The organism is Streptomyces sp. ISL-94 (genome assembly GCF_018614075.1).
Classification (GTDB): Bacteria; Actinomycetota; Actinomycetes; order Streptomycetales; family Streptomycetaceae; genus Streptomyces.
Genome location: NZ_JAGGOZ010000027.1, coordinates 12,656 through 36,965 on the forward strand (window position 1 = coordinate 12,656; position 24,310 = coordinate 36,965).

Here is a 24,310-nt window from a genome sequence, read left to right on the forward strand (position 1 = left end):
CCAGGGGCCTCCCCACCCGAAGGTAGGTGAGGGATTGGCTGCCGCGATGGCATTCAATCACTTACCGGCAGGCGCACACGACGCCTTCGGACCATTGTCCCGCACGCCGGTGACACACTCGGTTCCAATGGCCCATACTCACCGCCCCGGTCCGCCCACGCCACCCGCGGACCCTCGACCCACCCCCGGCACGGTCCTGCACCGGCTGTCACGGGGGCCTTCTCGCGCTGCACGCATCACTCATACGGAGCACTTGCCCCCTCGGGAGGGCCGTCATGCAGTCTGGCCCGACCGCATCCGAACTGATGTCGTAGCCGCCATTGAGGCCGCCGGGATCGGCCATCCGTGGGAACACCAGGCCGCGGCCGCCGAGCACGCCCTGGACGGCGAGTCCGTGGTCGTCGCCACCGGCACGGCTTCGGGCAAGTCGCTGGCCTACCTCGCGCCCGTGCTCTCCGCCCTGGCGGACGGCGCCGAGGCCCCGAACGGACGGGGCGCGACCGCCCTCTACCTGGCCCCCACCAAGGCCCTGGCGGCCGACCAGCGGCGCGCCGTACGGGAGCTGGCCGCCCCGCTCGGCAACGCGGTCCGTCCCGCCGTCTACGACGGCGACACGCCCGTCGAGGAACGCGAATGGGTGCGCCAGTACGCCAACTACGTCCTCACCAACCCCGACATGCTGCACCGCGGCATCCTCCCGGCCCACCCGCGCTGGGCCTCCTACCTGCGGGCCCTGCGCTACGTCGTGATCGACGAGTGCCACACCTACCGCGGGGTTTTCGGCTCCCACGTGGCCCAGGTACTGCGCCGGCTGCGGCGGCTGTGCGCCCGCTACGGCTCCGATCCGGTCTTCCTGCTGGCCTCCGCCACCGCCAGCGACCCGGCGGCGGCCGCCTCCCGCCTGACCGGGGTCCGCGTCGTCGAGATCACCGACGACGCCTCGCCGCGCGGCGAGGTGGTCTTCGCCCTCTGGGAGCCGCCGCTCCTGACGGACCTGCGGGGCGAAAGGGGCGCGCCGGTACGCCGTACGGCCACGGCCGAGACCGCCGACCTGCTGACGGACCTGGTCATCCAGGGCGTCCGTACGGTCGCCTTCGTCCGCTCGCGGCGCGGCGCGGAGCTGATCTCCGTGATCGCCCAGGAGCGGCTCGCGGAGGTCGACCGCTCGCTGGCCCGGCGGGTCGCCGCCTACCGGGGCGGCTACCTGCCCGAGGAGCGCCGGGCCCTGGAGCGGGCCCTGCACTCCGGCGAGCTGCTGGGCCTGGCCGCCACGACCGCCCTGGAGCTGGGCGTGGACGTCTCGGGCCTGGACGCCGTCCTGATCACCGGCTATCCGGGCACCCGGGCCTCCCTGTGGCAGCAGGCGGGCCGGGCCGGGCGCTCCGGCCAGGGCGCCCTGGCCGTGCTGATCGCCCGCGACGACCCCCTGGACACCTACCTGGTCCACCACCCCGAGGCGTTGTTCCGCCAACCGGTGGAGGCCACCGTCCTGGACCCCGACAACCCGTACGTCCTCGCCCCCCACCTGTGCGCGGCGGCGGCCGAGCTGCCCCTGACCGAATCCGACCTGGAGCTCTTCGGCCCGGCCACCCACGACCTCCTCCTCCAGCTCGAAGCGGCGAAGCTGCTGCGCCGCCGCGCGACGGCCTGGCACTGGACCCGCCGGGAGCGGGCCTCGGACCTGACGGACATCCGGGGCGGCGGCGGCCGCCCGGTGCAGATCGTCGAGGCGTCGACCGGCCGGCTGCTGGGCACGGTCGACGAGTCGGCCGCCCACACCGCCGTCCACGACGGGGCCGTCCACCTCCACCAGGGCCGCACGTATCTCGTGAAGCACCTGGACCTGGAGGATTCGGTGGCCCTCGTGGAGGAGGCGAACCCGCCCTTCTCCACCACCGCCCGCGACACCACCTCCATCTCCATCCTCGAAACCGAGACCGAGATCCCCTGGGGCGCGGCCCGGCTCTGCTACGGCTCGGTCGAGGTCACCAACCAGGTCGTCTCCTATCTGCGCCGCAAGCTGATCACCGGCGAGGTCCTCGGCGAGGCCAAGCTGGACCTGCCGCCCCGCACCCTGCGCACCCGGGCCGTGTGGTGGACGGTCACCGAGGACCAGCTCGACGAGGCCCGGATCAACCCGGAGATCCTCGGCGGCGCCCTACACGCCGCCGAGCACGCCTCCATCGGCCTGCTCCCGCTCTTCGCCACCTGCGACCGCTGGGACATCGGCGGCGTCTCCGTGCCGCTGCATCCCGACACCCTCCTCCCCACGGTCTTCGTCTACGACGGCCACCCCGGCGGCGCCGGCTTCGCCGAGCGGGCCTTCCACACGGCCCGCGCCTGGCTGACGGCGACCCGCGACGCGATCGCGGCCTGCGAGTGCGAGGCCGGCTGCCCCTCCTGCATCCAGTCCCCCAAGTGCGGCAACGGGAACGACCCCCTCCACAAACGCGGCGCCATCCGCCTCCTCACCCGCCTCCTCTCCGAATCCCCGCCCCCTGAGCGGACCGATCCCCCGCACCCCTGACCCGGCGCCGCCGACCGGCCCGGCCCCGCCCCCGCCCAAGCTCGGGCCGGATGGCCGGCCAGAGCGGCGGGCCCGGACGGAGGCCGGCCCCCAGGACCGGTCAGGGCGGCCCCTGCGGGTCCTCCCGGGCGAGAGGGGGTCCTGGGCCTAAGGGGCCAAGCTCTGAGGGGCCTGAGAGGCCTGAGGGGCCCCGTTGGCCGGGCCCGGGTTCCGGAGGGGCGGCCTGAGGGGCGCGGTCCGGCGGGGCAGCGTCCTGAGGGGCCCAGTCCTGCCGGCCCGGCGCCTCAGGGGGCGGGCCTGCGCGGGCCCGGATCCCGGGGGTGAACGGGCCCGTCGCGGGGCGGGCCGTTACCTCGGCGACCTCGCCCTCGACCCGGCACGCTGCCAGCGCAGCGCCCTGCGCACGGGCCACCCGCCGGGCCGTGGCGCAGGCGGCCTCCGGGCCGTGGGCCCAGCTCGCCGCCGCCGCGAGGGCCGCGAGGTCCGCGGCCGCCGCCGCCCGGTGCCGGGCCACGACGGCCTGCCCGAGCAGCAGCACACCGCCGAACACCGCACCCAGCACGGTGGCCACCAGCACGGCCCACACCGTGGCCGAGCCCCGGTCGCGGCTCACGGCGGCGGCCCCACGCACCTCCCGGCTCACGGCGGCGGCCCCACGCTGTCCTCCGCCAAAGCCACCGCCTGCGCCCCCAGCCGTACCGGCAGGCCGCCCGGCCCCGGCGCGAGGGCCGCCACCCGGACCCGCCAAAGGTCCCCGGCCCGCTCCACCTCCACCTGCGCCCCCGAAGGCGCGGCCGCCCGAGCCGCCGCCACCGCCACTTCCGTCGGCTCCGACCGGGACGCCGCCCGGGCACCGGCCCGGGCCGCGTCCACACACCGGATCTGCGCGGCCGCCGCCATCAGCGCCCACACCAGCAGCGCCGCGAACAGCACCAGCGCCGGAATCACCAGCGCCGCCTCCGCCGTCACATACCCCCCATCCCCCAGGTGCCCGATTCCCCGGCTCCGCCCGGCCGGCTTTTCCTCAGAACGGCACATCGAGCGCCTTCCCGATGGTCGACTGAAGGGCCGTTGCGACCACTTCGCTCGTGACCACCTTGTACAGAACAGCCGCGAATGCACAGGCTGCGATCGTGCCCATGGCGTATTCCGAGGTGGACATCCCCCTATCGCTCCCGCGGGCACCCAGCGCCGCCCGTACCCGAAACCAGATGATCTTCATGGCAACCTCCTGTTGATTTCCGTTGATGATGTGAGCGGGTCATGTGAGTTGCTGATGTGGCTTCAGGTGTTCGAGAGGAGACCGGAGGCCATACCGATCACCACCGGGGCGACCCCGATCGCGAGAAATGCGGGGAGAAAACACAGCCCCACCGGAGCGGTGACGAGGACCGCCGCCCGTTGCGCCCTGGCGCCCGCCTGCCGCGTCCGGTCCTCCCGGAGGGCCGTGGCGAGCCTAGAGACCGGTTCCGCCGCGGGAGCCCCGGTCCGGGCGGCCCGTTCGAGGCATTCCGCGAGCTCCCGGGCACCCGGAATCACCGCCAACCTCCCCCACGCGGCGCCCGGTTCGCCGCCGAGCCGCAGCTCCGCCCCGGCCCGCGCCAGCCGTTCGCCCACCGGGCCGCCCAGCGACTCCCCCACCACCTCCGCGGCCTCCACGGGGGCCGCGCCGGCTGCCAGGCACGCCGCCAACAGGTCTGCCGCGAACGGCAGCTGACGCTCCGCCTCCTTCGAGTCCATGCCGGTCGGCGGCCGTGGCCGGGGCCGCCGGCGCCGCACCGCGAACGCCGCCAGACCGCCGACGGCCGCGCCGGCCACTCCGCCGACGAGCACCCAGCCCGCCAGCAGCGCCCCGACCGGCGCCGCCCACGCCGCCACCACGCCCCGCACCCGCGAACCCGGCGCCGGGCCCCGGAGCCCCGGTTTCGCCCCCAGCAGGACCGCGAACCTGCGCCGGGCCGCCCGCGCCCGGACCCGTGCCACGACCGCCGAGCCCGCACCCACCGCCGCCACCGCCAGGCACAGCGCCATCCCCAGCCTGTGGACATCGAAACCCCCGGAGCCGAAGCCGCCCATCACCGCTCCCCCGTCCGCACGATCCGCCGGCACCACACCAGTCCCAGCGCCTCCAGCAATCCGCCCGCGAGCAGACACCCCCACCCCATCGGGGTGTGCAGCAGCACCCGCAGCGGATCCGCCCCCAGCCCGGTGCCGATCAGCAGGCCCACCAGGGGCAGCAGGGCGAGCACCACCGCGGTGGACCGAGCCCCGGCCAGCTGGGCCCGCAGCGACTCCTGCCGGTCCCGCTCGGCCCGCAGGGCGCCCTCCAGCCGGTCCAGCCCGGCGGCCAGGCCCGCACCGCCGTCCACCGACACCCGCCAGCAGGCGGCCATCCCGGCCAGTCCCTCGGCGCCGGGTTCCCGCGCCGCCTGGCGCAGCGCCGCGGGCACGTCCCCGCCGAACGCCGCAGCGGCCAGCACTCCCGCCTCCGCGGCGCCCGGGCCGCCGGGCCCCGCGGCCGTCCGCCGTATCGCCGCCGTCAGCGCCTGCCCCGGCTGGGCTCCCGCCCGCAGCTCTCCCACCACCGCGCCACACAGCGCCACCACCTCGGCGGCCCGCGCCACCCGGGCCCGCTCCCGCGCCCGGCTCCGCAGCCACCTCCGCACCAGCGGCACGGCGGCCGCCCCGGCCAGCAGCGGGATCACCGACGCGCCCAGCACCGCGACCACGAGCCCGGCGCCGAGGCCGGCCCACTCCCGCCACCGCCCTGCCCGCACCCGTACGGCGGCGACCAGCCGCTCCAAGCGCACCGGCCCACCCGGAACCACCGGCCCGCCGCCGGCCACCAGCACCCGCGCCCGCCGGGAGACCCGGTCACCCCCGGCCAGCACCCAGGCGGCCGCCCCGGCGCAAAGCACCCCGGCGAACACCGGCACCGGCAGCGCCGCCCCGCCGCTCACCGGGCACCTCGCAGCAGCGGGCGCAGCCGCTCCCAGCCGCGCTCCCGTACGAAGCCCCGCGCGGCCCAGCGCAGCGCCGGTACGGTGACCACCAGCCCGGCGGCGTCCCGCTCCAGCACGTGCACCTCGGCCACCCGGCGGCGCCCCTCCCGGTCCCGGACCAGGTGGACGACCAGGGTCAGCGCGGCGGCCAACTGGCTGTGCAGGGCGGCCCGGTCGAGCCCGGCGGCCGTCCCCAGCGCCTCCAGCCGGGCCGGGACATGGGCGGCGGCATTGGCATGGACCGTGCCACAGCCTCCTTCGTGGCCCGTGTTGAGAGCCGCGAGCAGGTCCGCCACCTCGGGGCCCCGGACCTCGCCGACCACCAGCCGGTCGGGCCGCATCCGCAGGGCCTGCCGGACCAGGTCCGCCAGGGTGACCAGACCCGCGCCCTCCTGGTTGGCCGGTCGCGTCTCCAGCCGCACCACGTGCGGATGGTCCGGGCGCAGCTCGGCCGAATCCTCGGCGAGCACGATCCGCTCGCCGGGGCCGACCAGCCCCAGCAGGGCACTGAGCAGGGTCGTCTTACCGGTTCCGGTCCCGCCGGAGACGAGGAAGGACAGCCGGGCCTCGACCATCTCCCGGAGCAGCCGGTGTCCGCCGGGCGGCAGTGTCCCCGCCGCGACGAGCTCCTCCAGCGTGAACGCCCGGGGCCGCACCACCCGCAGCGAGAGGCAGGCCGACCCGACCGCCACCGGGGGCAGCACGGCATGCAGCCGGGTGCCGTCCGGCATCCGGGCGTCCACCCAGGGCCGGGCGTCATCCAGCCGGCGGCCCGCGACGGCGGCCAGCCGCTGGGCGAGCCTGCGCACGGCGTCGGCGTCGGTGAAGGTCACCCCGGTCAGCTCCAGCCCGCCGCCCCGGTCCACCCACACCCGGTCGGGGGCCGCCACCAGCACATCGGTGACCTCGGGGTCGGCGAGCAGTGCCTCCAACGGGCCCGCGCCGACCAGCTCCGACCGTAACTCGGCGGCCACCCCCAGCACTTCCGCGTCACCCAACAGTCGGCCCTGGGCCCGCAGGGCGGCCGCCACCCGCGCCGGAGTCGGCTCCGCCCCGGTCTCGGCGAGCCGCCTGCGCACCGCGTCCAGAAGCACCGCGCTCATGCCGGCACCCCCGTGGCTGAGCCGAGCGCCCGCTCCCAGAAGCGGTCGCAGAAGCGGGCCAGCGCGCCCCGCCCCTGGGCCCCCGGCGGTTCCCCCTCGGCCACCCGCCCCGGGAGCCCCACCTCCACCGGCACCTCGCCGGCCAGCGGCGCCCCCAGCAGTCCGGCCACGGCCTCGGCATCGAGACCACCCGGGCAGCGGCCCCGTACGACGACACGCACGTCCCGGGCCACCATCCGCACCCCGGCCGCCACCCGGCCCGCGGCGGCCACCGCCCGGAGCTCACCCGGCACCACCAGCAGCACCAGGTCGAGCTGGGCCAGCACCTCGGCCACGGCTTCGTCCACCCGCCGCGGGAGGTCGACCACCACGACCCCGCCCCGGCGGCGTGCGGCGGCCACGACCGACCGCATCGCGTCGGGCGGCACCACCACGCGGTCCCCGCGGTCCCAGCTGAGGACCCGCAGGGCATGCAGTTCGGGCAGGGACTCCTCCAATGCTCCGGCTCCGACCCGTCCGCGCGAGGCCGCGAAGTCGGGCCAGCGCAGTCCTTCCGCGGCCTCGCCCCCGAGCAGGACGTCCATGCCCCCGCCCAGTGGGTCCCCGTCGATGAGGATGGTCCGCTCGCCGGCGCGGGCGGCCCTGAGGGCGAGTGCGCAGGCGAGGGTGGAGGCCCCCGCTCCACCGCTGCCGCCGATCACTCCGACCGTGAGGGCGGGCCGTCCGGCTCCTTCCACCACATCGGCGATGCGGTCCACGAGCCGGCTCTCGGCGTCGGGAAGCGTGAGCACCTCCTCGGCGCCGATCTCCACCGCCCGCTGCCACACGAGGGGGTCGTCCGGGTCCCGGCCGACGAGGAACACCCCGTCCCGGCGCGGCGCCCCGCGCACCCGCAGGGCGGCGTCGGCCCCGACCAGCACCAGCGGCGCGGACTCCCATCCGACGCTGCCGACGCTTGCGCCACTCGTTCCGCTTTGCTCGGGCACCCCGTGGTGCACATGCGGCTCGGCCCCGGCGGCGGCGCACAGCCGCAGCAGGTCGTCGAGCAGCAGGGGATCCTCGGTGATGATCAGCGGTCGCCCGCCACCGGGCACCACCCCGCCCACCACCGACTCCGGCGTTTCACACGACTTCGATCGGACCACGATCTCCGCCCCCTTCTCACTGCGAAATCCAGCACCGCGGACTTCGCGGCTGGAATCACCGTGCAGCGATCAGGAAAAAGAAGTGGATCTTGCTCGAAAACTGTGGACACCGAGTCGATTGTGAATAACCCGGTCACCCACTCAGGTGAGTTCCGGAGCGCGGCGGAACCACTACGCACGGTTACGAGTTTGAAGAGGTGAGGGCCTTCGCCACGCAGGCCCCCTACACACGGGAGGGCCGGAGGAATGGTCACTTGGGGCCGAAGGCAGGGACGCGAACCGCGTCCGGACATGCGACGACCCCCGCCGGGGGGGAGAGCGGGGGTCGTCCCCACGGTCCGACTCGGGGGGGGAGGAGCCAGACCGGGTTAGCACGGTCGCGAACGATCCGTGACTTCCATGGTGTACCCGAGAGGCTTCTCAGGCAAACCCACGCGCCACACCTTACGCCGAATGGTGGGCGCATATGCTCGGTGCGTGGAAAATCAGCCCTTGCCGCACTCCTCGCCGCGCACCGCGGCCTTCTTCGACCTGGACAAGACGGTCATTGCGAAGTCGAGCACCTTGACGTTCAGCAAGTCCTTCTACCAGGGCGGTCTGATCAACCGGCGCGCCGTGCTGCGCACCGCGTACACGCAGTTCATCTTCCTGGCCGGCGGCGCCGACCACGATCAGATGGAACGGATGCGCGAGTACCTCTCCGCCCTCTGCAAGGGGTGGAACGTGCAGCAGGTGCGGGAGATCGTCGCGGAAGCCCTGCACGAGCTGATCGACCCGATCATCTACGACGAGGCCGCATCCCTTATCGAGGCCCACCACACGGCCGGCCGCGACGTGGTGATCGTGTCGACCTCCGGCGCGGAGGTGGTCGAGCCGATCGGGGAGATGCTCGGCGCGGACCGCGTCGTCGCCACGCGCATGGTCGTCGGCGAGGACGGCTGCTTCACCGGAGAGATCGAGTACTACGCATACGGGCCCACGAAGGCGGAGGCCGTCCGCGGGCTCGCCGAGTCCGAGGGCTACGACCTCGCCCGGTGCTACGCCTACAGCGACTCGGCTACCGACATCCCCATGCTCGAGGCGGTCGGGCACCCGCACGCCGTCAACCCCGACCGGGCGCTGCGGCGCGAGGCCGTGGCGCGCGAGTGGCCGGTGCTCGTGTTCAACCGGCCGGTGCGGCTGAAGCAGCGGCTGCCCGGGCTGTCGATGCCGACGCGGCCGGCGCTGGTCGCCGCGGCGGCCGTGGGCGCGGCCGCCGCCACAGCCGGGCTGGTCTGGTACGCGAGCCGGCGCCGGGCCGGGGCCCTGGCCGCCGCCGCTGCCGCAGCGAGCGCCGTGACAGCCACCCCTGCGTGATGTCTTGATCTGCGCCAATTTCGGACGCCCGATTCGCCCGATCTCGCCCCGGAAAGTAAAAAGTGGAGCCAGGGGTTTCGCATGGCTCCGAAGCGGAGTACAAATAAAGCAACGGCCCGCGAGACCAAAGAACATCCGAGAGGATCATCTTTAAAACGCAGTAAGGCCCACGGACCGAAGCATGAACGCCGAGCACCCACGCGACGTCGACCCGTCGATTACGGGCCAGCCGCACCAGGTGACGGGCAAAGTTCCCGACCTGATGGGCAACCTTCGAGGACGCTTGGTAACTCGACGCAAGTGCCAGCGGCGACACCAACGCAAGACGGTGTCGCCGCAACCCATTGTGGGGAACATTCAAGAACGCCCGTGGATGTCCGAGACATTTCAGGGGCGTCTGGGACGTTCGGGGGACGTTCGGGGAAGGTTCGGAAGGCCCTCAGGCCGCGCCTCGCTGAAGCGCCTCGCAGACGGCCGTCGACTCACGGACGCCGAGTTCGACCGCGCGGCCGCAGTGGGCGATCCACGCGGCCATCCCCTCGGCGGTACCGGAGACGTAGCCCTCGAAGGCGGCCAGGTACGCCTCGCGCCCCTGCTCGGCGTGTCCGACCTCCGCCGGGCAGATCGCCTTCGGGTCCAGACCGCTGTTGATCAGGACGATGCGCTCGGCCGCCCGCGCGATCAGGCCGTTGTACGTGGCGAAGGGACGCAGGGCCAGCAGTTCGCCGTGCACCACCGCCGCGGTGATCAGCGCCGGGACGGAGCCGCCCGCGATGATCAGGCGGGAGAGCCCGTCCAGCCGCCCGGCGACCTCCTCCGCGCTCGGCAGCGGCAGCTCCACCAGCGGCTCGTCCACCGGCTCGCCCGCCAGGCGCGGGCGGCCCACCACGTCTCCGTCCGCCGTCGACCCCGACGCCACCAGGTGGAGCCGCGCAAGGACCCGCAGCGGCGACTGGCGCCAGATGCTCAGCAGCTGCCCGGCCTCGGCGGTGAGCCGGAGCGCCGCGCCCACCGTCAGCGCCTCGGGCTCCGTCCCGAAGTCGGTCCGGCGGCGCACCTCCTCCAGCGCCCAGTCCGCACCGGACAGCGCCGCGCTCCCGCGGGCGCCGCGCAGCGCGGCCTCCGAGGTGATCTCGCCACTGCGGCGGCGCATGACCCGGTGCCCGTAGACCCGGTCCACTGCCTTGCGTACGGAATCCACGGACTCGGCGACACCGGGCAGCCCGGCCAGGGGAGCCAACGGGTCAGAAGCGCTACTCATAAGTAGGGAGCCTACGCACTGCACACCCATGGCACCGACCCCTCCTTGGAGTGGTCTTCTTCACTCACCTTGACAACTCAACTCAACGCAATCAGTCCACTACGCTTGGTGAACATGAAGATCGCTTTCGTGGGAAAGGGCGGCAGCGGCAAGACGACGCTGTCCTCCCTCTTCATCCGCCACCTCGCCGCCAATGAAGCCCCCGTCGTCGCGGTGGACGCCGACATCAACCAGCACCTGGGCGCCGCGCTCGGACTCGGCGAGGACGAGGCAGCCGAACTGCCCGCCCTGGGCGCGCACCTGCCCCTGATCAAGGAGTACCTGCGGGGTTCCAACCCGCGCATCGCGTCCGCCGACACGATGATCAAGACCACCCCGCCCGGCCGCGGCTCGCGCCTGCTGCGGATCACCGAAGACAACCCGGTCTACGCGGCCTGCGCGCGCACCCTCCTGCTCGACGGGGAGCCCGTACGGCTCATGGCCACCGGCCCGTTCACCGAGGCCGATCTGGGCGTGGCCTGCTACCACTCCAAGGTCGGGGCGGTCGAGCTCTGCCTCAACCACCTCGTCGACGGCCCCGACGAGTACATGGTCGTCGACATGACAGCAGGCTCGGACTCCTTCGCCTCCGGCATGTTCACCCGCTTCGACGTGACCTTCCTGGTCGCCGAGCCGACCCGCAAGGGCGTCTCCGTCTACCGCCAGTACAAGGAGTACGCCCGGGACTTCGGGGTCTCGCTCAAGGTCATCGGGAACAAGGTGCAGGGCCCGGAGGACATCGAATTCCTCCAGGACGAGGTGGGCGAGGACCTGCTGGTCACCGTCGGGCACTCCGACTGGGTGCGCGCCATGGAGAAGGGCCGCCCAGCCGCCTTCGAGCTGCTGGAGGCGACCAACCGGCTCGCCCTCCAGTGCCTCCAGGACGCGGCCGACGACTCCTACGCGCACCGCGACTGGGAGCGGTACACCGAGCAGATGGTGCGGTTCCACCTCAAGAACGCAGAGAGCTGGGGCAACGCCAAGACCGGGGTCGACCTGGCGGACCAGGTCGACCCCGATTTCGTCCTGCGCGAGGGGGTCGAGGCAATCGGAGGGGCCGAGGGCCTCGAAGGGGCGGAGGGCCTCGAAGGGGCGGAGGGCCTCGAAGGGGCCGCAGCGCTGGAAGGAGCCGAGGCCCTCGAAGGGGTCGAGGCGCTCGTCAGTCCTCGTCCGCACCCTCATCAGCCGGCCCCGCAGCCGGCTTGACCTCGGCGGGGGCCGCCGGCGGCGCGGGCGGCGGCCCCGCGGTCAGGAACTTCGCCCAGCCCTGCTTCGGCGACTCGCCGACATCGAGGGTGCGCATCCACTCCAGGGTCTTCGGGTCCTGGGCGTCCAGCCAGTCCGCCAGCTCGCGGAACGGCACGCAGCGGACGTCCTTCCGGGTGCACATGCTCTTGATGGACTCCTCGACGGCGCGCATGTAGGTGCCGCCGTTCCAGGACTCGAAGTGGTTGCCGATGATCAGCGGTGCGCGGTTGCCCTGGTAGGCACGGTCGAAGGCCTGCCCCAGGCCGTCGCGCATCTGGTCGCCCCAGTACTGGTGCTGCGAGGGGTCGCCCTGCGAGGTCGTCCCGGACTGGTTGACCATGTAGTTGTAGTCCATGCTCAGCGTGTCGAAGGCGCGGCCCGGCATGGGCACCAGCTGCAGCGGCAGGTCCCACAGCCCGTCCGTCTTCTTGGGCCAGATCTGCTTGCTGATGCCGCTGGAGTCGTAGCGGAAGCCCATGTCCTTTGCCGCCAGCATGAAGTTCTTCTGGCCCTCCAGGCACGGCGTGCGGGCCCCGATCAGCTCCTTGTCGTAGTCGAAGGGGAGGGGCGCCATGTCCTTCAGGCCCGCGTTCGTCTTCCAGTTCTTGACGAAGGACTTGGCCTGGTTGATCTCGCTCTTCCACTCGTCGACCGACCAGGTGCCGACGCCGCCGTCGGGACCGCAGAAGTGGCCGTTGAAGTGGGTGCCGATCTCGTTGCCCTCCAGCCAGGCGGCGCGCACCTGGGTGGCGGTGTCCTTGATGCCCTGGAGGTCGCCGAAGCCGATGTCGGAGCGGCCGGGTGAGTGCTGCGGGGCGGTGTAGAGGGAACGCTTCTCCTCCGGAAGCATGTACACACCACTGAGGAAGTACGTCATGCGGGCGTTGTACTGCTTGCCGACCTCGCGGAAATGCGAGAAGAGCTTCTGGCTGTCCTCGCCGGCGCCGTCCCACGAGAACACCACGAACTGCGGGGGCTTCTCGCCGGGCTTCAGCTTCTCCGCCTTTTGTACGTTCGGCTGACTGCCGGTGTACGCGGTCGAACCGTCGCCGATGAGCCGGTTGACGCTGCCGGGGGCATCGGGGGCATGGGCGCCCTTGTTGGGCCCGGTGGCTGGGGACTTGGCGGGCTTCGAGGAGCTGCAGCCGGCAACTCCCAGGACCAACGCCGTGGCGACCAGGCCGCCGGCGATTTTCTTCGTGGCGGCGATCATCCGCCCCACCTCTCCCTCGCAGTTCCGTTTCAGGGCTTCCGCGCCGCAACGTCCCATGCGGTCCACTTTGAGGAAGATGTGACAAGCCGTACAAAATGATTAATCACCCTTGAGTGCTAATTCCTAGGCTATTTGCCGGTATTGACCACCACTTCTCTTTACTGTCCATTACCATCCATTTACCGAGTGTTGAGACTCCCGCCGCTTCACCCCTCCCCCGAGGAGACGGGACCTATGACAGCCCCTTCCCCCACCCCCACGAACCTCGCCGCGGACCTGTCCGCCTCCATCGCCGTCTTCCTGATCGCCCTGCCGTTCTCGCTCGGCATCGCCCTGGCCACCGGTGCACCGCTCCAGGCGGGACTGGTCGCCGCGGCGGTCGGCGGAATCATCGCCGGGCGGCTCGGCGGCGCACCGCTCCAGGTGAGCGGGCCCGCGGCCGGCCTCACCGTCGTCAGCGCCGAGTTGATCCAGCGCTACGGCTGGCGCACCACCTGCGCCATCACCGTGCTCGCCGGCTGCTGCCAGCTCGGGCTGGCCGCGCTGCGCACCGCCCGGTCCGCGCTCGTGGTCAGCCCGGCCATCGTGCACGGCATGCTCGCCGGCGTCGGCGTGACGATCGCCATCGCCCAGCTGCACATCGTGCTCGGCGGCACTCCGCAGAGCTCGGCCGTGGCCAACGTCCGCGGGCTGCCCGCCCAATTGGCCGATCTGCATCCGGCGGCGCTCGGCGTCAGCGCGCTGACACTGGCCGTCCTGCTCGCCTGGCCGCGGCTGCCCGGACGGGCCGGCCGCGCCCTGCGCAAGGTCCCCGCCGCGCTCGCCGCCGTGGCGACGGCCACCGCCGTCGCCACGCTGGCCCGCCTCACCCTGCCCCTGGTGGACCTGCCGTCCTGGCGCAGCCACGCCCTGCCGGAACTGCCCGAGGGCCCGGTCCTCGGCATCATCGCTGCCGTACTGACCATCACCCTGGTCGGCAGTGTGGAGAGCCTCCTCTCCGCGGTCGCGACCGACAAGGCGATCGCCTCCGAGCGGCGTACGGGCAACCGCCCGCGCCGCGCCGACCTGGACCGGGAACTGCGTGGCCAGGGCGCGGCGAACATCATCTCGGGGGCGCTGGGCGGCCTGCCCGTCGCCGGCGGGGCCATGCGCAGCGTGGCGAACGTCAAGGCCGGGGCCGTCAGCCGGCGGTCGGCCGTTCTGCACGGGCTCTGGATCCTGCTCGCGGCCGCACTCCTCGCCCCCGCCCTCGACCTGGTCCCGCTCGCCGCGCTGGCCGCTCTGGTGATGGCGGTGGGGGTGCAGATGGTGAGCGCCACCCACCTGCGTACCGTCACCCGGCATCGCGAGGTCCTGGTCTATGCGACGACGATCGCGGCGGTGGTGCTCGGCGGTGTGCTGGAGGGAGTGGCCATCGGGATCGCGGTCGCCGTGGCGGTCGCGCTGTACCGGCTCACGCGGACCCGGATCACGGTGGAGGAGCGGGGCGGCATCCACCGCGTGCGGGCCCGCGGCCAGTTGACCTTCCTCGCCGTCCCCCGGCTGAGCCGCGTACTCAGCCACATTCCGCACGATGCACGCGTGGTGGTCGAGCTGGACGGCTCGTTCATGGACCACGCGGCGCACGAGACGCTCCAGGACTGGCAGGACTCCCATCTGGCGCACGGCGGCGCGCTGGAGATCACCGGCCGCTCCGCCGACCGGTCCCGGCCCTGGCAGCAGCGCCTCGACGGGAGCGGAGCCCAGCGCGCGGACCACCACTGCTGCCGCCCGTGGACCCCGTGGAAGAACCACTGCGACCACCGGTCCGCCGCCGGCGGCTCCGGCAGCGCCGAAGGCCGTACGGTGCCGGGCTCGACCGCGGCCACCGGCACCGAGGCGCAGACGCCGGCGCCCCGCCGGCGCGGCGCCGGTCAACTGGCCAACGGGATCAGCGCCTTCCAGCGCGATACCGCGCCGCACGTACGGGACGAGCTGGCCCGGCTGGCCCGCGAAGGGCAGCGGCCCTCCCAGCTCTTCCTCACCTGCGCCGACTCCCGCCTGGTGACCAGCATGATCACGGCCAGCGGGCCGGGCGACCTGTTCACCGTCCGCAACGTCGGGAACCTGGTCCCGCTGCCGGGCGCCGAGTCCACCGACGACTCGGTCGCGGCTGCCATCGAGTACGCGGTGGACGTGCTCAAGGTGGACAGCATCACGGTGTGCGGGCACTCGGGCTGCGGGGCCATGCAGGCCCTGCTCAACTCCGCGCCCGGAGCACCGATGACCCCGCTGCGCCGCTGGCTGCGCCACGGGCTGCCCAGCTTGGAGCGGATGGCCAGCCGGAACCACGCCTGGGCCCGGATCTCGGGCCGGCTGCCGGCGGACGCCGTGGAACAGCTGTGCCTGACCAATGTGGTCCAGCAGCTGGAGCACCTGCGGGCCCATGAGTCGGTGGCCAGGCGGCTCGCCGAGGGCACCCTGGAGCTGCACGGGATGTACTTCCACGTGGGCGAGGCCCAGGCATACCTGCTCTCCGAGGGCGAGGACTTCTTCGACTGCCGCGTCTTCGACACCGTCGGAGCCGACGGAGCAGTGGGACAGAACGCCTGAAACCACCGCGCGCCTGAACCGATAGCCTCCCGTATCCGTGCAATCGTTTTGGCCCCTTCCCGCACCCTGCAGCGGGAGGGGGCCTTTCGCGCGCGCATCCGGCCGTGCTATAGGTCTAAACCAATCCTCGGCTACCCCTTGTCACCTGGGCCGCTGACTGATGAGCTATGCCCCGGGGACACAACGGACACCCTGGGAAAGGGAGATGTCGTGAGCAATGAAAGCCTGGCCAATCTGCTCAAGGAGGAGCGGCGGTTCGCACCGCCCGCCGATCTGGCCGCCGCCGCCAACGTGACAGAGGCTGCGTACACACAGGCCGACGCGGACCGGCTGGGCTTCTGGGCCGAGCAGGCCCGGCGGCTGACCTGGGCCACCGAGCCGACCGAGACGCTCGACTGGACGAATCCGCCCTTCGCGAAGTGGTTCGCGGACGGCAAGCTGAACGTGGCGTACAACTGCGTGGACCGCCACGTCGAGGCCGGCAACGGCGACCGCGTCGCCATCCACTTCGAGGGCGAGCCCGGCGACAGCCGCGCGATCACCTACGCCGAGCTCAAGGACGAGGTCTCCAGGGCCGCCAACGCCCTGACCGAGCTGGGCGTCCAGCCCGGCGACCGCGTCGCCGTCTACCTGCCGATGATCCCCGAGGCAGTCGTCGCGATGCTCGCGTGCGCCCGCGTCGGCGCCGCGCACTCCGTGGTGTTCGGCGGGTTCTCCGCCGACGCCGTCGCCTCCCGCATCCAGGACGCCGACGCCAAGCTGGTCATCACCGCCGACGGCGGCTACCGCCGCGGCAAGCCCACCGCGCTGAAGCCCGCCATCGACGAGGCCGTCGGCAAGTGTCCGCAGGTCAAGAACGTGCTCGTGGTGCGGCGCACCGGCCAGGACACCGCCTTCACCGAGGGCCGCGACGTCTGGTGGCACGAGGCCGTCGGCCGCCAGTCCACCTCGCACACCCCGCAGGCCTTCGATGCCGAGCACCCGCTCTTCATCCTCTACACCTCGGGGACCACGGGTAAGCCGAAGGGGATCCTGCACACCTCGGGCGGTTACCTCACGCAGACCGCGTACACCCACCACGCGGTCTTCGACCTGAAGCCGGAGACCGACGTCTACTGGTGCACCGCCGACATCGGCTGGGTGACCGGGCACTCGTACATCGTCTACGGGCCGCTCGCGAACGGCGCCACCCAGGTGATGTACGAGGGCACGCCGGACACCCCGCACCAGGGCCGGTTCTGGGAGATCGTGCAGAAGTACGGCGTCAGCATCCTCTACACGGCGCCGACGGCCATCCGCACGTTCATGAAGTGGGGCGACGACATCCCCGCGAAGTTCGACCTGTCGAGCCTGCGCGTCCTGGGCTCGGTCGGCGAGCCGATCAACCCCGAGGCCTGGATCTGGTACCGCAAGCACATCGGCGGCGACCGCTGCCCGATCGTGGATACCTGGTGGCAGACCGAGACCGGCGCGATGATGATCTCCCCGCTGCCGGGCGTCACCGACACCAAGCCGGGCTCCGCGCAGCGCGCCCTGCCCGGGATCTCCGCCACCGTCGTGGACGACGAGGCGAACGAGGTCCCCAACGGCGGAGGCGGCTACCTGGTCCTCACCGAGCCGTGGCCTTCGATGCTGCGCACCATCTGGGGTGACGACCAGCGCTTCATCGACATCTACTGGTCGCGCTTCGAGGGCAAGTACTTCGCGGGCGACGGCGCCAAGAAGGACGACGACGGCGACATCTGGCTGCTCGGCCGGGTGGACGACGTCATGCTGGTCTCCGGCCACAACATCTCCACCACCGAGGTCGAGTCGGCGCTCGTCTCGCACCCCTCCGTCGCCGAGGCGGCCGTGGTCGGCGCCAACGACGAGACCACCGGCCAGGCCATCGTGGCCTTCGTCATCCTGCGCAGCAGCGCCTCCGAGACCGAGAGCCTGGTCGCGGAGCTGCGCAACCACGTCGGCGCCACGCTCGGCCCGATCGCCAAGCCGAAGCGGATCCTGCCGGTCCAGGAGCTGCCGAAGACCCGCTCGGGCAAGATCATGCGCCGCCTGCTGCGCGATGTGGCGGAGAACCGCGCCGTCGGCGACGTCACCACGCTCGCCGACTCCTCGGTCATGGACCTGATCCAGAGCCAGCTGCCGTCCGCGGCCAGCGAGGACTGACGGGGCTGCCCGACCGGGGCGCAACGGGTTGAAGGAGGGTGTTCGGCGCGTAGCGCGCCGGACACCCTCCTGCCGTTTAAGGTGAAGATCACCTGATGCGACCGGCCGACCCTGTAAAATAGGAAAAGCGTCAATATATGACGTGCTCAAGTTTTCAGGGTGCGCCGGGAAGTCTGGTCGGCAACAGCGTTTGTCATGCCGTCGACCGCCCGGAGGTGCCCCCCGTGGCCACGCCCACGCCTACCCCCACCCCCAGCCGCAAGCTGCTCGGCCGGCTCTCACTGCCCGAGCGCCGCTTCGTCGCCGACGCCCTGCGCGCCGAGACCGTCGGTGGCGTGCTGCTGCTCGTGGCCGCGATCGCCGCCCTGATCTGGTCCAACACGCCCGCCCTGGCGGACAGCTACCACACGGTCCGGGACCTCCACCTCGGCCCCGGCTCCCTGGGCCTGGACCTGTCGATCCAGCACTGGGCCGCCGACGGCCTCCTCGCGGTCTTCTTCTTCGTCGCCGGCATCGAACTCAAGCGCGAGCTGGTCGCGGGTGACCTGCGCGAGCCCAAGGCGGCCGCCCTCCCCGTCATCGCCGCCCTCTGCGGCATGGCCGTCCCGGCCCTGGTCTACGCCCTGACCAACATGTCCGGCGGCGGCTCGTTGAACGGCTGGGCGGTCCCGACCGCGACCGACATCGCCTTCGCGCTCGCGGTCCTCGCGGTCATCGGCACCTCGCTGCCGTCCGCCCTGCGCGCCTTCCTGCTGACCCTCGCCGTCGTCGACGACCTCTTCGCCATCCTGATCATCGCCGTGTTCTTCACCAACGAGCTCGACTTCCTGGCGCTCGGCGGCGCTGTCGTGGGTCTGGCCCTCTTCTGGTTCCTGCTCCGCAAGAACGTCCGCGGCTGGTACGTCTACGTCCCGCTCGCCCTGGTCATCTGGGGCCTGATGTACAACAGCGGCATCCACGCCACCATCGCCGGTGTCGCCATGGGCCTGATGCTCCGCTGCACCCGCAAGGACGACGAGCGCCACTCCCCCGGCGAGCACATCGAGCACCTGATCCGGCCCCTCTCCGCCGGTCTCGCCGTCCCGCTCTTCGCCCTGTTCTCCGCCGGGGTCTCCCTCTCCGACGAGTCCATCGGCCAGGTGTTCACCCGGCCGGAGACCCTCGGTGTCGTCCTCGGCCTGGTCGTCGGCAAGACCGTGGGCATCTTCGGCGGCACCTGGCTGGCCGCCCGCTTCACCAAGGCCGAGCTCAACGAGGACCTGGCCTGGCCCGACGTATTCGCCGTGGCCTCGCTCGCCGGCATCGGCTTCACCGTCTCGCTGCTGATCGGCGAGCTCGCCTTCGCCGGCGACGCGGTCCTCACCGACGAGGTCAAGGCCGCCGTCCTGATCGGCTCGCTCATCTCCGCCGTCCTCGCCTGTGTCCTGCTCAAGCTCCGCGACCGCAGGTACAGGGCGCTCACCGAGGCCGAGGAGCGCGACGAGGACCTGGACGGCATCCCGGACATCTACGAGGAGCACAACCCCGAGTACCACCTGCGGATGGCGAGGATCTACGAGAACAAGGCCGCAGAGCACCGCCGCAGGGCCGAGGCGGCAGCCGCCGGTCCGGCCGAAGCGGCAGCCGGTTCCCACGCAGAGGGCGACCGTCCGGCATGATCTGACTGACGACGGAGGACAGCCGCCGGCAGCAGACGACAGAGGGAGAGAGCGATGACCGCAGGGGACCAAGGAGTGCAAGGAGCCGAGCGCACACTCGGCCAGCTGGTCGCCTCGGCCACCGCCGAGATGTCCGCCCTGGTGCACGACGAGATCGCCCTCGCCAAGGTGGAGATCAAGCAGGACGTCAAGCGCGCGGGCATCGGCAGCGGCGCCGCCATCGTCGCGGGCGTGCTGGTGCTCTTCTCCCTGCCCGTACTGAGTTTCGCCGCGGCCTACGGGATCCATAACCTCGGGCTCGGCCTCGCGTGGTCCTTCCTCATCGTCGGCGGTGCGTTCTGGCTGCTCGCGGGCCTGGTCGGGCTGCTCGCCGTGGTCAAGTTCAAGAAGGTCAAGCCGCCGGTGAAGACCATCGAGTCCGTCAAGCAGACCGCTGCGCTCGTAGGGACCGTCAAGCCGCACGCGCGGCCGTTGAGTGACAAGGCCCTGGGTGTGGCACGCTCGTCCTCATGACAGCCCCCTCGCCGGACCCCAGCACTCCGCCCACCGCTGCCACGGCGGTACGGCTCGACGTGCCCGGGAGGTCGGTGACGCACCGGGACGTCGCCGCCAACGGTGCCCGCTTCCATGTCGCCGAGCTCGGTGACGGGCCGCTGGTGCTCCTGCTGCACGGCTTCCCGCAGTTCTGGTGGACCTGGCGGCACCAGCTGACCGCGCTCGCCGACGCCGGCTACCGGGCGGTCGCCATGGACCTGCGCGGCGTGGGCGGCAGCGACCGCACCCCGCGCGGCTACGACCCCGCCAATCTCGCGCTCGACATCACCGGGGTCGTACGGTCCCTCGGCGAACCGGACGCCGCCCTCGTGGGGCACGACCTGGGCGGGTACCTCGCCTGGACGGCGGCCGTGATGCGGCCCAAGCTGGTGCGCCGCCTCGTCGTCTCCTCCATGCCGCATCCGCGGCGGTGGCGCTCGGCGATGCTGTCGGACTTCGGGCAGGCCAGGGCCAGTTCGCACATCTGGGGCTTCCAGCGGCCGTTCGTCCCCGAGCGGCAGCTCGTCGCCGATGACGGGGCCCTCGTAGGGCAGCTGATCCGGGACTGGTCGGGGCCGCTGCTTCCGGAGGACGCGGATCTCGCCGTGTACCAGCGGGCGATGTGCATCCCGTCCACCGCGCACTGCTCGATCGAGCCGTACCGCTGGATGATGCGGTCGATGGCGCGGCCCGACGGGCTCCAGTTCAACCGGCGGATGAAGCGGCCGGTGCGGGTGCCGACGCTGCACCTGCACGGCTCGCTCGACCCGGTGATGCGGACGCGCAGTGCGGCCGGTTCCGGGGAGTACGTCGAAGCCCCGTACCGGTGGCGGCTGTTCGACGGTCTCGGGCACTTCCCGCACGAGGAGGACCCGGTCGCCTTCTCTACCGAGTTGGTGAACTGGCTGAAAGACCCCGAGCCGGACCGCTGACCCGCTCCACCGCGCGAGATGACAATCATTCAATTGCCTGGCGCATAGGCCAATTGGCCGCCGCGTACGGGGTTACCGACCTTGGGGCACGGGCACAGCTCGGAGTATGGGCTGGACGCACGACTACGGTGACACCGCACACGAACGCCGCTCGGCAGCTACGCCGGGCACCCACGAGAGGCCCGGCCCGCGCGGCCACGACCTCAGACTCGGGATTCCGCGCATCCTGCGCCGCCGGGCCCGCTGGGTCTCGGCACGCCTGCGGCATCCGCGGACGTAAAGAACCGCGCAGACGCGGCGGCGCGGGAACCGCACGGCCTCAGAGGGCGCAGCCCTGGCTGTCGACCCGCTGGACGGCGCTCTTGCCGATCCGGATGTCGTCGCGGATCTCGTCCGCCGTCAGCGCGTAGCCGGTGTTCGGGTCGTCGAGGGACTTCGCGAAGACGACCCCGTACACCTTGCCGTCGGGAGTCAGCAACGGGCCGCCGGAGTTGCCCTGGCGGACCGTCGCGTACAGCGAGTAGACGTCCCGTCGCACGGTACCGCGGTGGTAGATGTCCGGGCCGTTGGCGTTGATCCGGCCGCGGACGCGGGCGGAGCGGACGTCGTACGCGCCGTTCTCCGGGAAGCCGGCGACGATCGCGTCGCTGCCGCTCGCCGCGTCCCGGTCGGAGAACTCCAGCGCCGGGGCCTTCAGCTTGGGCACGTCCAGGACGGCGATGTCGCGGCCCCAGTCGTAGAGCACGACCTTGCCGTCGTACAGCTTGCCCTCGCCGCCGACCTGCACGGTCGGCTCGGCGACCCCGCCGACGACGTGCGCGTTGGTCATCACCTTGCCGGGCGCGAAGACGAAGCCCGTGCCCTCCAGCACCTTGCTGCAGCCGGGAGCGGTGCCGACGACCTTCACGATCGAGCGCCTGGCCTGCTCTGTGACGGGGCTGATGGCGAGCGCCGGGTCGGGCGCCTTCACCTCGGTGATGGGCTCGTTGGAGAACGGGCTGAACACCTGTGGGAAGCCGTTGCGCGCCAAGGTGGAGCTGAAGTCCGAGAACCAGGTGTTCGCCTGGGCGGGCAGCACCCGCGCCACGCCGAGGAGCACCTTGGAGTTGCGGACCTCCTTGCCCAGCGTGGGAAGCGAGGTCCCGGCCAGTGCGGAACCGATCAGCCACGCCACCAGCAGCATCGCCACCACGTTGACCAGGGCCCCGCCGGTCGCGTCGAGCGCGCGCGCCGGCGACCAGGTGATGTGGCGGCGGAGTCTGTTGCCGAGGTGGGTGGTCAGGGCCTGGCCGATCGAGGCGCAGATGATGATCACGACGACGGCGATGACGACGACCGTGGTGGACACCTGGGTGCCGTTGTCCGTCACCCGGTCCCAGATCAGCGGGAGCAGGGACACGGCGACGAGGCCACCGCCGAGGAACCCGATCACCGACAGGATGCCGACGACGAACCCCTGGCGGTAGCCGACGATCGCGAACCACACGGCAGCGAGCAGCAACAAGATGTCCAGCACGTTCACATGGGTCACCGTCTCACGCGCGCCAGTCGAGCGGGACGTGCCGCGAGCGGTCCCAGGGCCGCTCCCACCCCGCGAAATGCAGCAGCCGGTCGATCACTCCGGCCGTGAAACCCCAGACCAGGGCCGATTCGACGGTGAAGCCCGGGCCCAGGTGGCCGCTCGGGTGGGCGACCGTGACACGGTGCTCGGGATTCGTGAGATCCGCCACGGGAACCGTGAACACGCGGGCCGTCTCGGCCGGGTCCACGACGCCCACGGGGCTGGGGGTGCGCCACCAGCCGAGGACCGGGGTCACGACGAACTCGCTGACGGGGATGTAGAGGCGGGGCAGGACCCCGAAGAGCTGGACACCGGAAGGGTCGAGCCCGGTCTCCTCCTCGGCCTCGCGCAGGGCGGCGCGCAGCGGGCCGGTGGTGTGCGGATCGCCGTCCTCCGGGTCGAGGGCGCCGCCGGGGAAGGAGGGCTGGCCCGGGTGGGAGCGCAGCGTCCCGGCGCGCTCCATGAGCAGCAGCTCGGGGCCGCGGGGGCCCTCGCCGAAGAGGATGAGCACGGCGGACTGCCGGCCGCCGCCGTCCTCGGGCGGCAGGAACCGGCTGAGCTGGGGCGGCTCGATGGTCCGTACGACCCGCTCGACCGGCTCCAGCCAGCCGGGCAGGCCGTCGGCGGACACCGCGATGCCGGCGCCCTCGCGCGCTGCCGTTGCGGCTGCCGTCTCGTCCCGTGTACCGCGCGTCATAGGCACCCCTGTCCCTGTTCTCCCTGACCGCCAAACGCGGTCCGGGTACCGATTCGTTCCTGCTTGCGCGGCCGGCGCTCGAAGACGGTGAGCGCGCGGGCGGACCGCTTGGGCCGCTCCTCCGACGGATCCGCGCAGCAGACGGTCTTCTCCAGTACTACGGCTGCGCCCCGCTGCCGGGGCCCCGCTCCGGACGCTCCCCCGGACGGAGTCCCGGCGGACCCCCATGCCTCACACCGGGGCGGGGCCGGCGGGCGGGGCCGGGAGGCCCGGGTAGTCCGGGGGCGGGCTCAGGCGCTGGCCCGGCAGGCCGCCCTTCTCGTACTTGAGCAGCTTCTTCGCCTTCTCCGGGTCCGTCTCGCCCTCCCCGTACGCCGGGCAGAGCGGGGCGATCGGGCAGGCCCCGCAGGCCGGCCTGCGGGCGTGGCAGATCCGGCGGCCGTGGAAGACGACGCGGTGCGACAGCATCGTCCACTCGCTCTTGGGGAAGATCGCGCAGATCTCCGCCTCGACCTTCTCCGGATCCTCCTGCTCCGTCCACTTCCAGCGGCGCACCAGCCGGCCGAAGTGGGTGTCCACCGTGATCCCGGGGACCCCGAACGCATTGCCGAGGACCACGTTCGCCGTCTTGCGGCCTACTCCGGGCAGGGTCACCAGGTCCTCTATCCGGCCCGGCACCTCCCCGCCGAAGGTGTCCCGCAGGGCCTGCGAGAGGCCGAGCAGGGCCTTCGACTTCGCCCGGAAGAACCCGGTCGGCCTGATGAGCTCCTCCAGATGTTCGGGAGCGGCCGCGGCCATGTCCTCGGGGGCCGGGTAGGCGGCGAAGAGGGCCGGGGTCGTCTGGTTCACCCGCAGGTCGGTGGTCTGCGCGGACAGCACCGTCGCGACGAGCAGCTCGAAGGGATTGCGGAAGTCGAGCTCCGGATGGGCGTACGGATAGACCTCGGCCAGCTCGCGGTTGATGCGGCGGGCCCGGCGCACCATGGCCAGGCGGGATTCGGGCTTGGCCACCGTCGGTTTCTTGGCCGAACCTTTGCCCTTGGAGGAGGGTGGGGCCTGCGAAGATGCCTTCCCGAGGGCATGTTCGCCCACGGCTGAATTATGGGCCGCCGTCACTCCTGCGGACCCCTTGGCCTGTGCTCTCACCGGCTTATTGGACACCCGGCCAGCCTAAGGCCGACCGCTGACACCCGCCCGGACCTCAGGTAACACCACCCCGATCGGTCTCCCACCGCACAGCACACGCGTACGTCCGGCATCCTTGGTAGTGATTGAT

General features: G+C 72.3%; 20 protein-coding genes. 8 read left to right on the forward strand and 12 right to left on the reverse strand.

Going from position 1 to position 24,310, the window contains the following annotated elements; all coding sequences use genetic code 11:
* The first annotated feature begins 46 nt into the window (after positions 1 to 46).
* Positions 47 to 2,527: a DEAD/DEAH box helicase gene (locus J7E94_RS10220; RefSeq protein WP_215014243.1), complete on the forward strand. Its 2,481-nt coding sequence runs from the start codon at positions 47 to 49 to the stop codon at positions 2,525 to 2,527.
* 100 nt (positions 2,528 to 2,627) lie between these two features.
* Here the strand turns inward: J7E94_RS10220 and J7E94_RS10225 are convergent, their stop codons facing one another.
* The 7 genes from J7E94_RS10225 to ssd all read right to left on the reverse strand — a co-directional run bounded on the left by J7E94_RS10225 (position 2,628) and on the right by ssd (position 7,741).
* Positions 2,628 to 3,140 (reverse strand): Rv3654c family TadE-like protein, encoded by a 513-nt coding sequence (locus tag J7E94_RS10225; RefSeq protein ID WP_308344828.1) that lies wholly within the window; start codon positions 3,138 to 3,140, stop codon positions 2,628 to 2,630.
* A 26-nt stretch (positions 3,141 to 3,166) separates the two neighbouring features.
* Positions 3,167 to 3,565 (reverse strand): TadE family type IV pilus minor pilin, encoded by a 399-nt coding sequence (locus tag J7E94_RS10230; RefSeq protein ID WP_215014244.1) that lies wholly within the window; start codon positions 3,563 to 3,565, stop codon positions 3,167 to 3,169.
* A complete protein-coding gene (locus tag J7E94_RS10235; protein WP_215014246.1) occupies positions 3,552 to 3,749 on the reverse strand; it encodes a DUF4244 domain-containing protein in 198 nt (65 codons plus the stop codon). Before J7E94_RS10235 ends, J7E94_RS10230 begins: the two co-directional genes overlap by 14 nt.
* 62 nt (positions 3,750 to 3,811) lie before the next feature.
* Complete coding sequence (locus J7E94_RS10240; RefSeq protein WP_251056441.1) at positions 3,812 to 4,603, reverse strand: type II secretion system F family protein; 792 nt, start codon at positions 4,601 to 4,603, stop codon at positions 3,812 to 3,814.
* Positions 4,603 to 5,487 (reverse strand): type II secretion system F family protein, encoded by an 885-nt coding sequence (locus J7E94_RS10245; protein WP_308344829.1) that lies wholly within the window; start codon positions 5,485 to 5,487, stop codon positions 4,603 to 4,605. Before J7E94_RS10245 ends, J7E94_RS10240 begins: the two co-directional genes overlap by 1 nt.
* Positions 5,484 to 6,632, reverse strand: a complete 1,149-nt coding sequence (locus J7E94_RS10250) for a TadA family conjugal transfer-associated ATPase (RefSeq protein ID WP_215014248.1) — start codon at positions 6,630 to 6,632, stop codon at positions 5,484 to 5,486. Before J7E94_RS10250 ends, J7E94_RS10245 begins: the two co-directional genes overlap by 4 nt.
* Entirely contained in the window at positions 6,629 to 7,741 is a 1,113-nt protein-coding gene (gene ssd, locus J7E94_RS10255; RefSeq protein ID WP_215014391.1) for a septum site-determining protein Ssd, read from the reverse strand. Before ssd ends, J7E94_RS10250 begins: the two co-directional genes overlap by 4 nt.
* A 489-nt stretch (positions 7,742 to 8,230) precedes the next feature.
* Between ssd and J7E94_RS10260 the strand changes: the two genes are divergently transcribed.
* Positions 8,231 to 9,133: an HAD family phosphatase gene (locus J7E94_RS10260; protein WP_215014249.1), complete on the forward strand. Its 903-nt coding sequence runs from the start codon at positions 8,231 to 8,233 to the stop codon at positions 9,131 to 9,133.
* Positions 9,134 to 9,572: 439 nt separating this feature from the next.
* Here J7E94_RS10260 and J7E94_RS10265 read toward each other — a convergent pair whose 3' ends face one another.
* The gene (locus J7E94_RS10265; protein WP_215014250.1) at positions 9,573 to 10,394 is read right to left on the reverse strand and encodes an oxidoreductase; all 822 of its coding nucleotides are present in this window, start codon (positions 10,392 to 10,394) and stop codon (positions 9,573 to 9,575) included.
* A gap of 114 nt (positions 10,395 to 10,508) precedes the next feature.
* On the opposite strand from J7E94_RS10265, the gene J7E94_RS10270 reads away from it, so the two are divergent.
* Positions 10,509 to 11,639, forward strand: coding sequence for an ATP-binding protein (locus J7E94_RS10270; protein ID WP_251056442.1), 1,131 nt, complete (start codon positions 10,509 to 10,511; stop codon positions 11,637 to 11,639).
* Here the strand turns inward: J7E94_RS10270 and J7E94_RS10275 are convergent.
* A complete protein-coding gene (locus J7E94_RS10275; RefSeq protein ID WP_215014251.1) occupies positions 11,593 to 12,894 on the reverse strand; it encodes a hypothetical protein in 1,302 nt (433 codons plus the stop codon). The two genes, J7E94_RS10270 and J7E94_RS10275, sit on opposite strands and share 47 nt — an antisense overlap.
* Positions 12,895 to 13,128: 234 nt before the next feature.
* On the opposite strand from J7E94_RS10275, the gene J7E94_RS10280 reads away from it, so the two are divergent.
* From J7E94_RS10280 to J7E94_RS10300, 5 genes are all read left to right on the forward strand, one after another.
* Entirely contained in the window at positions 13,129 to 15,486 is a 2,358-nt protein-coding gene (locus J7E94_RS10280) for a SulP family inorganic anion transporter (RefSeq protein ID WP_215014252.1), read from the forward strand.
* Between the two features lie 210 nt (positions 15,487 to 15,696).
* On the forward strand, positions 15,697 to 17,652 hold the full coding sequence (acs, locus tag J7E94_RS10285; RefSeq protein ID WP_308344831.1) for an acetate--CoA ligase: 1,956 nt from the start codon (positions 15,697 to 15,699) through the stop codon (positions 17,650 to 17,652).
* A 224-nt stretch (positions 17,653 to 17,876) separates the two neighbouring features.
* The gene (gene nhaA, locus J7E94_RS10290; protein ID WP_308344832.1) at positions 17,877 to 19,310 is read left to right on the forward strand and encodes a Na+/H+ antiporter NhaA; all 1,434 of its coding nucleotides are present in this window, start codon (positions 17,877 to 17,879) and stop codon (positions 19,308 to 19,310) included.
* A gap of 54 nt (positions 19,311 to 19,364) precedes the next feature.
* Complete coding sequence (locus tag J7E94_RS10295; protein ID WP_215014254.1) at positions 19,365 to 19,823, forward strand: phage holin family protein; 459 nt, start codon at positions 19,365 to 19,367, stop codon at positions 19,821 to 19,823.
* Positions 19,820 to 20,776, forward strand: coding sequence for an alpha/beta fold hydrolase (locus tag J7E94_RS10300; RefSeq protein WP_215014256.1), 957 nt, complete (start codon positions 19,820 to 19,822; stop codon positions 20,774 to 20,776). Before J7E94_RS10295 ends, J7E94_RS10300 begins: the two co-directional genes overlap by 4 nt.
* 319 nt (positions 20,777 to 21,095) lie before the next feature.
* On the opposite strand, the gene J7E94_RS10305 is transcribed toward J7E94_RS10300, so the two are convergent.
* The 3 genes from J7E94_RS10305 to nth all read right to left on the reverse strand — a co-directional run bounded on the left by J7E94_RS10305 (position 21,096) and on the right by nth (position 24,126).
* Positions 21,096 to 22,298, reverse strand: coding sequence for a MarP family serine protease (locus J7E94_RS10305; RefSeq protein WP_215014258.1), 1,203 nt, complete (start codon positions 22,296 to 22,298; stop codon positions 21,096 to 21,098).
* A gap of 13 nt (positions 22,299 to 22,311) precedes the next feature.
* Positions 22,312 to 23,034: a CoA pyrophosphatase gene (locus tag J7E94_RS10310; protein WP_215014260.1), complete on the reverse strand. Its 723-nt coding sequence runs from the start codon at positions 23,032 to 23,034 to the stop codon at positions 22,312 to 22,314.
* 231 nt (positions 23,035 to 23,265) lie between these two features.
* The gene (nth, locus tag J7E94_RS10315; RefSeq protein WP_215014262.1) at positions 23,266 to 24,126 is read right to left on the reverse strand and encodes an endonuclease III; all 861 of its coding nucleotides are present in this window, start codon (positions 24,124 to 24,126) and stop codon (positions 23,266 to 23,268) included.
* Between the last annotated feature and the right edge of the window lie 184 nt (positions 24,127 to 24,310).

Coding starts and splice junctions, on each gene's coding strand:
- J7E94_RS10220 (WP_215014243.1), top strand. CDS start 47: ATGGCATTCAATCACTTACCGGCAGGCGCACACGACGCCTTCGGACCA.
- J7E94_RS10230 (WP_215014244.1), bottom strand. CDS start 3,565: ATGTGCCGTTCTGAGGAAAAGCCGGCCGGGCGGAGCCGGGGAATCGGG.
- J7E94_RS10235 (WP_215014246.1), bottom strand. CDS start 3,749: ATGAAGATCATCTGGTTTCGGGTACGGGCGGCGCTGGGTGCCCGCGGG.
- J7E94_RS10240 (WP_251056441.1), bottom strand. CDS start 4,603: ATGGGCGGCTTCGGCTCCGGGGGTTTCGATGTCCACAGGCTGGGGATG.
- J7E94_RS10250 (WP_215014248.1), bottom strand. CDS start 6,632: ATGAGCGCGGTGCTTCTGGACGCGGTGCGCAGGCGGCTCGCCGAGACC.
- J7E94_RS10260 (WP_215014249.1), top strand. CDS start 8,231: ATGGTGGGCGCATATGCTCGGTGCGTGGAAAATCAGCCCTTGCCGCAC.
- J7E94_RS10265 (WP_215014250.1), bottom strand. CDS start 10,394: ATGAGTAGCGCTTCTGACCCGTTGGCTCCCCTGGCCGGGCTGCCCGGT.
- J7E94_RS10270 (WP_251056442.1), top strand. CDS start 10,509: ATGAAGATCGCTTTCGTGGGAAAGGGCGGCAGCGGCAAGACGACGCTG.
- J7E94_RS10275 (WP_215014251.1), bottom strand. CDS start 12,894: ATGATCGCCGCCACGAAGAAAATCGCCGGCGGCCTGGTCGCCACGGCG.
- J7E94_RS10280 (WP_215014252.1), top strand. CDS start 13,129: ATGACAGCCCCTTCCCCCACCCCCACGAACCTCGCCGCGGACCTGTCC.
- J7E94_RS10295 (WP_215014254.1), top strand. CDS start 19,365: ATGACCGCAGGGGACCAAGGAGTGCAAGGAGCCGAGCGCACACTCGGC.
- J7E94_RS10300 (WP_215014256.1), top strand. CDS start 19,820: ATGACAGCCCCCTCGCCGGACCCCAGCACTCCGCCCACCGCTGCCACG.
- J7E94_RS10310 (WP_215014260.1), bottom strand. CDS start 23,034: ATGACGCGCGGTACACGGGACGAGACGGCAGCCGCAACGGCAGCGCGC.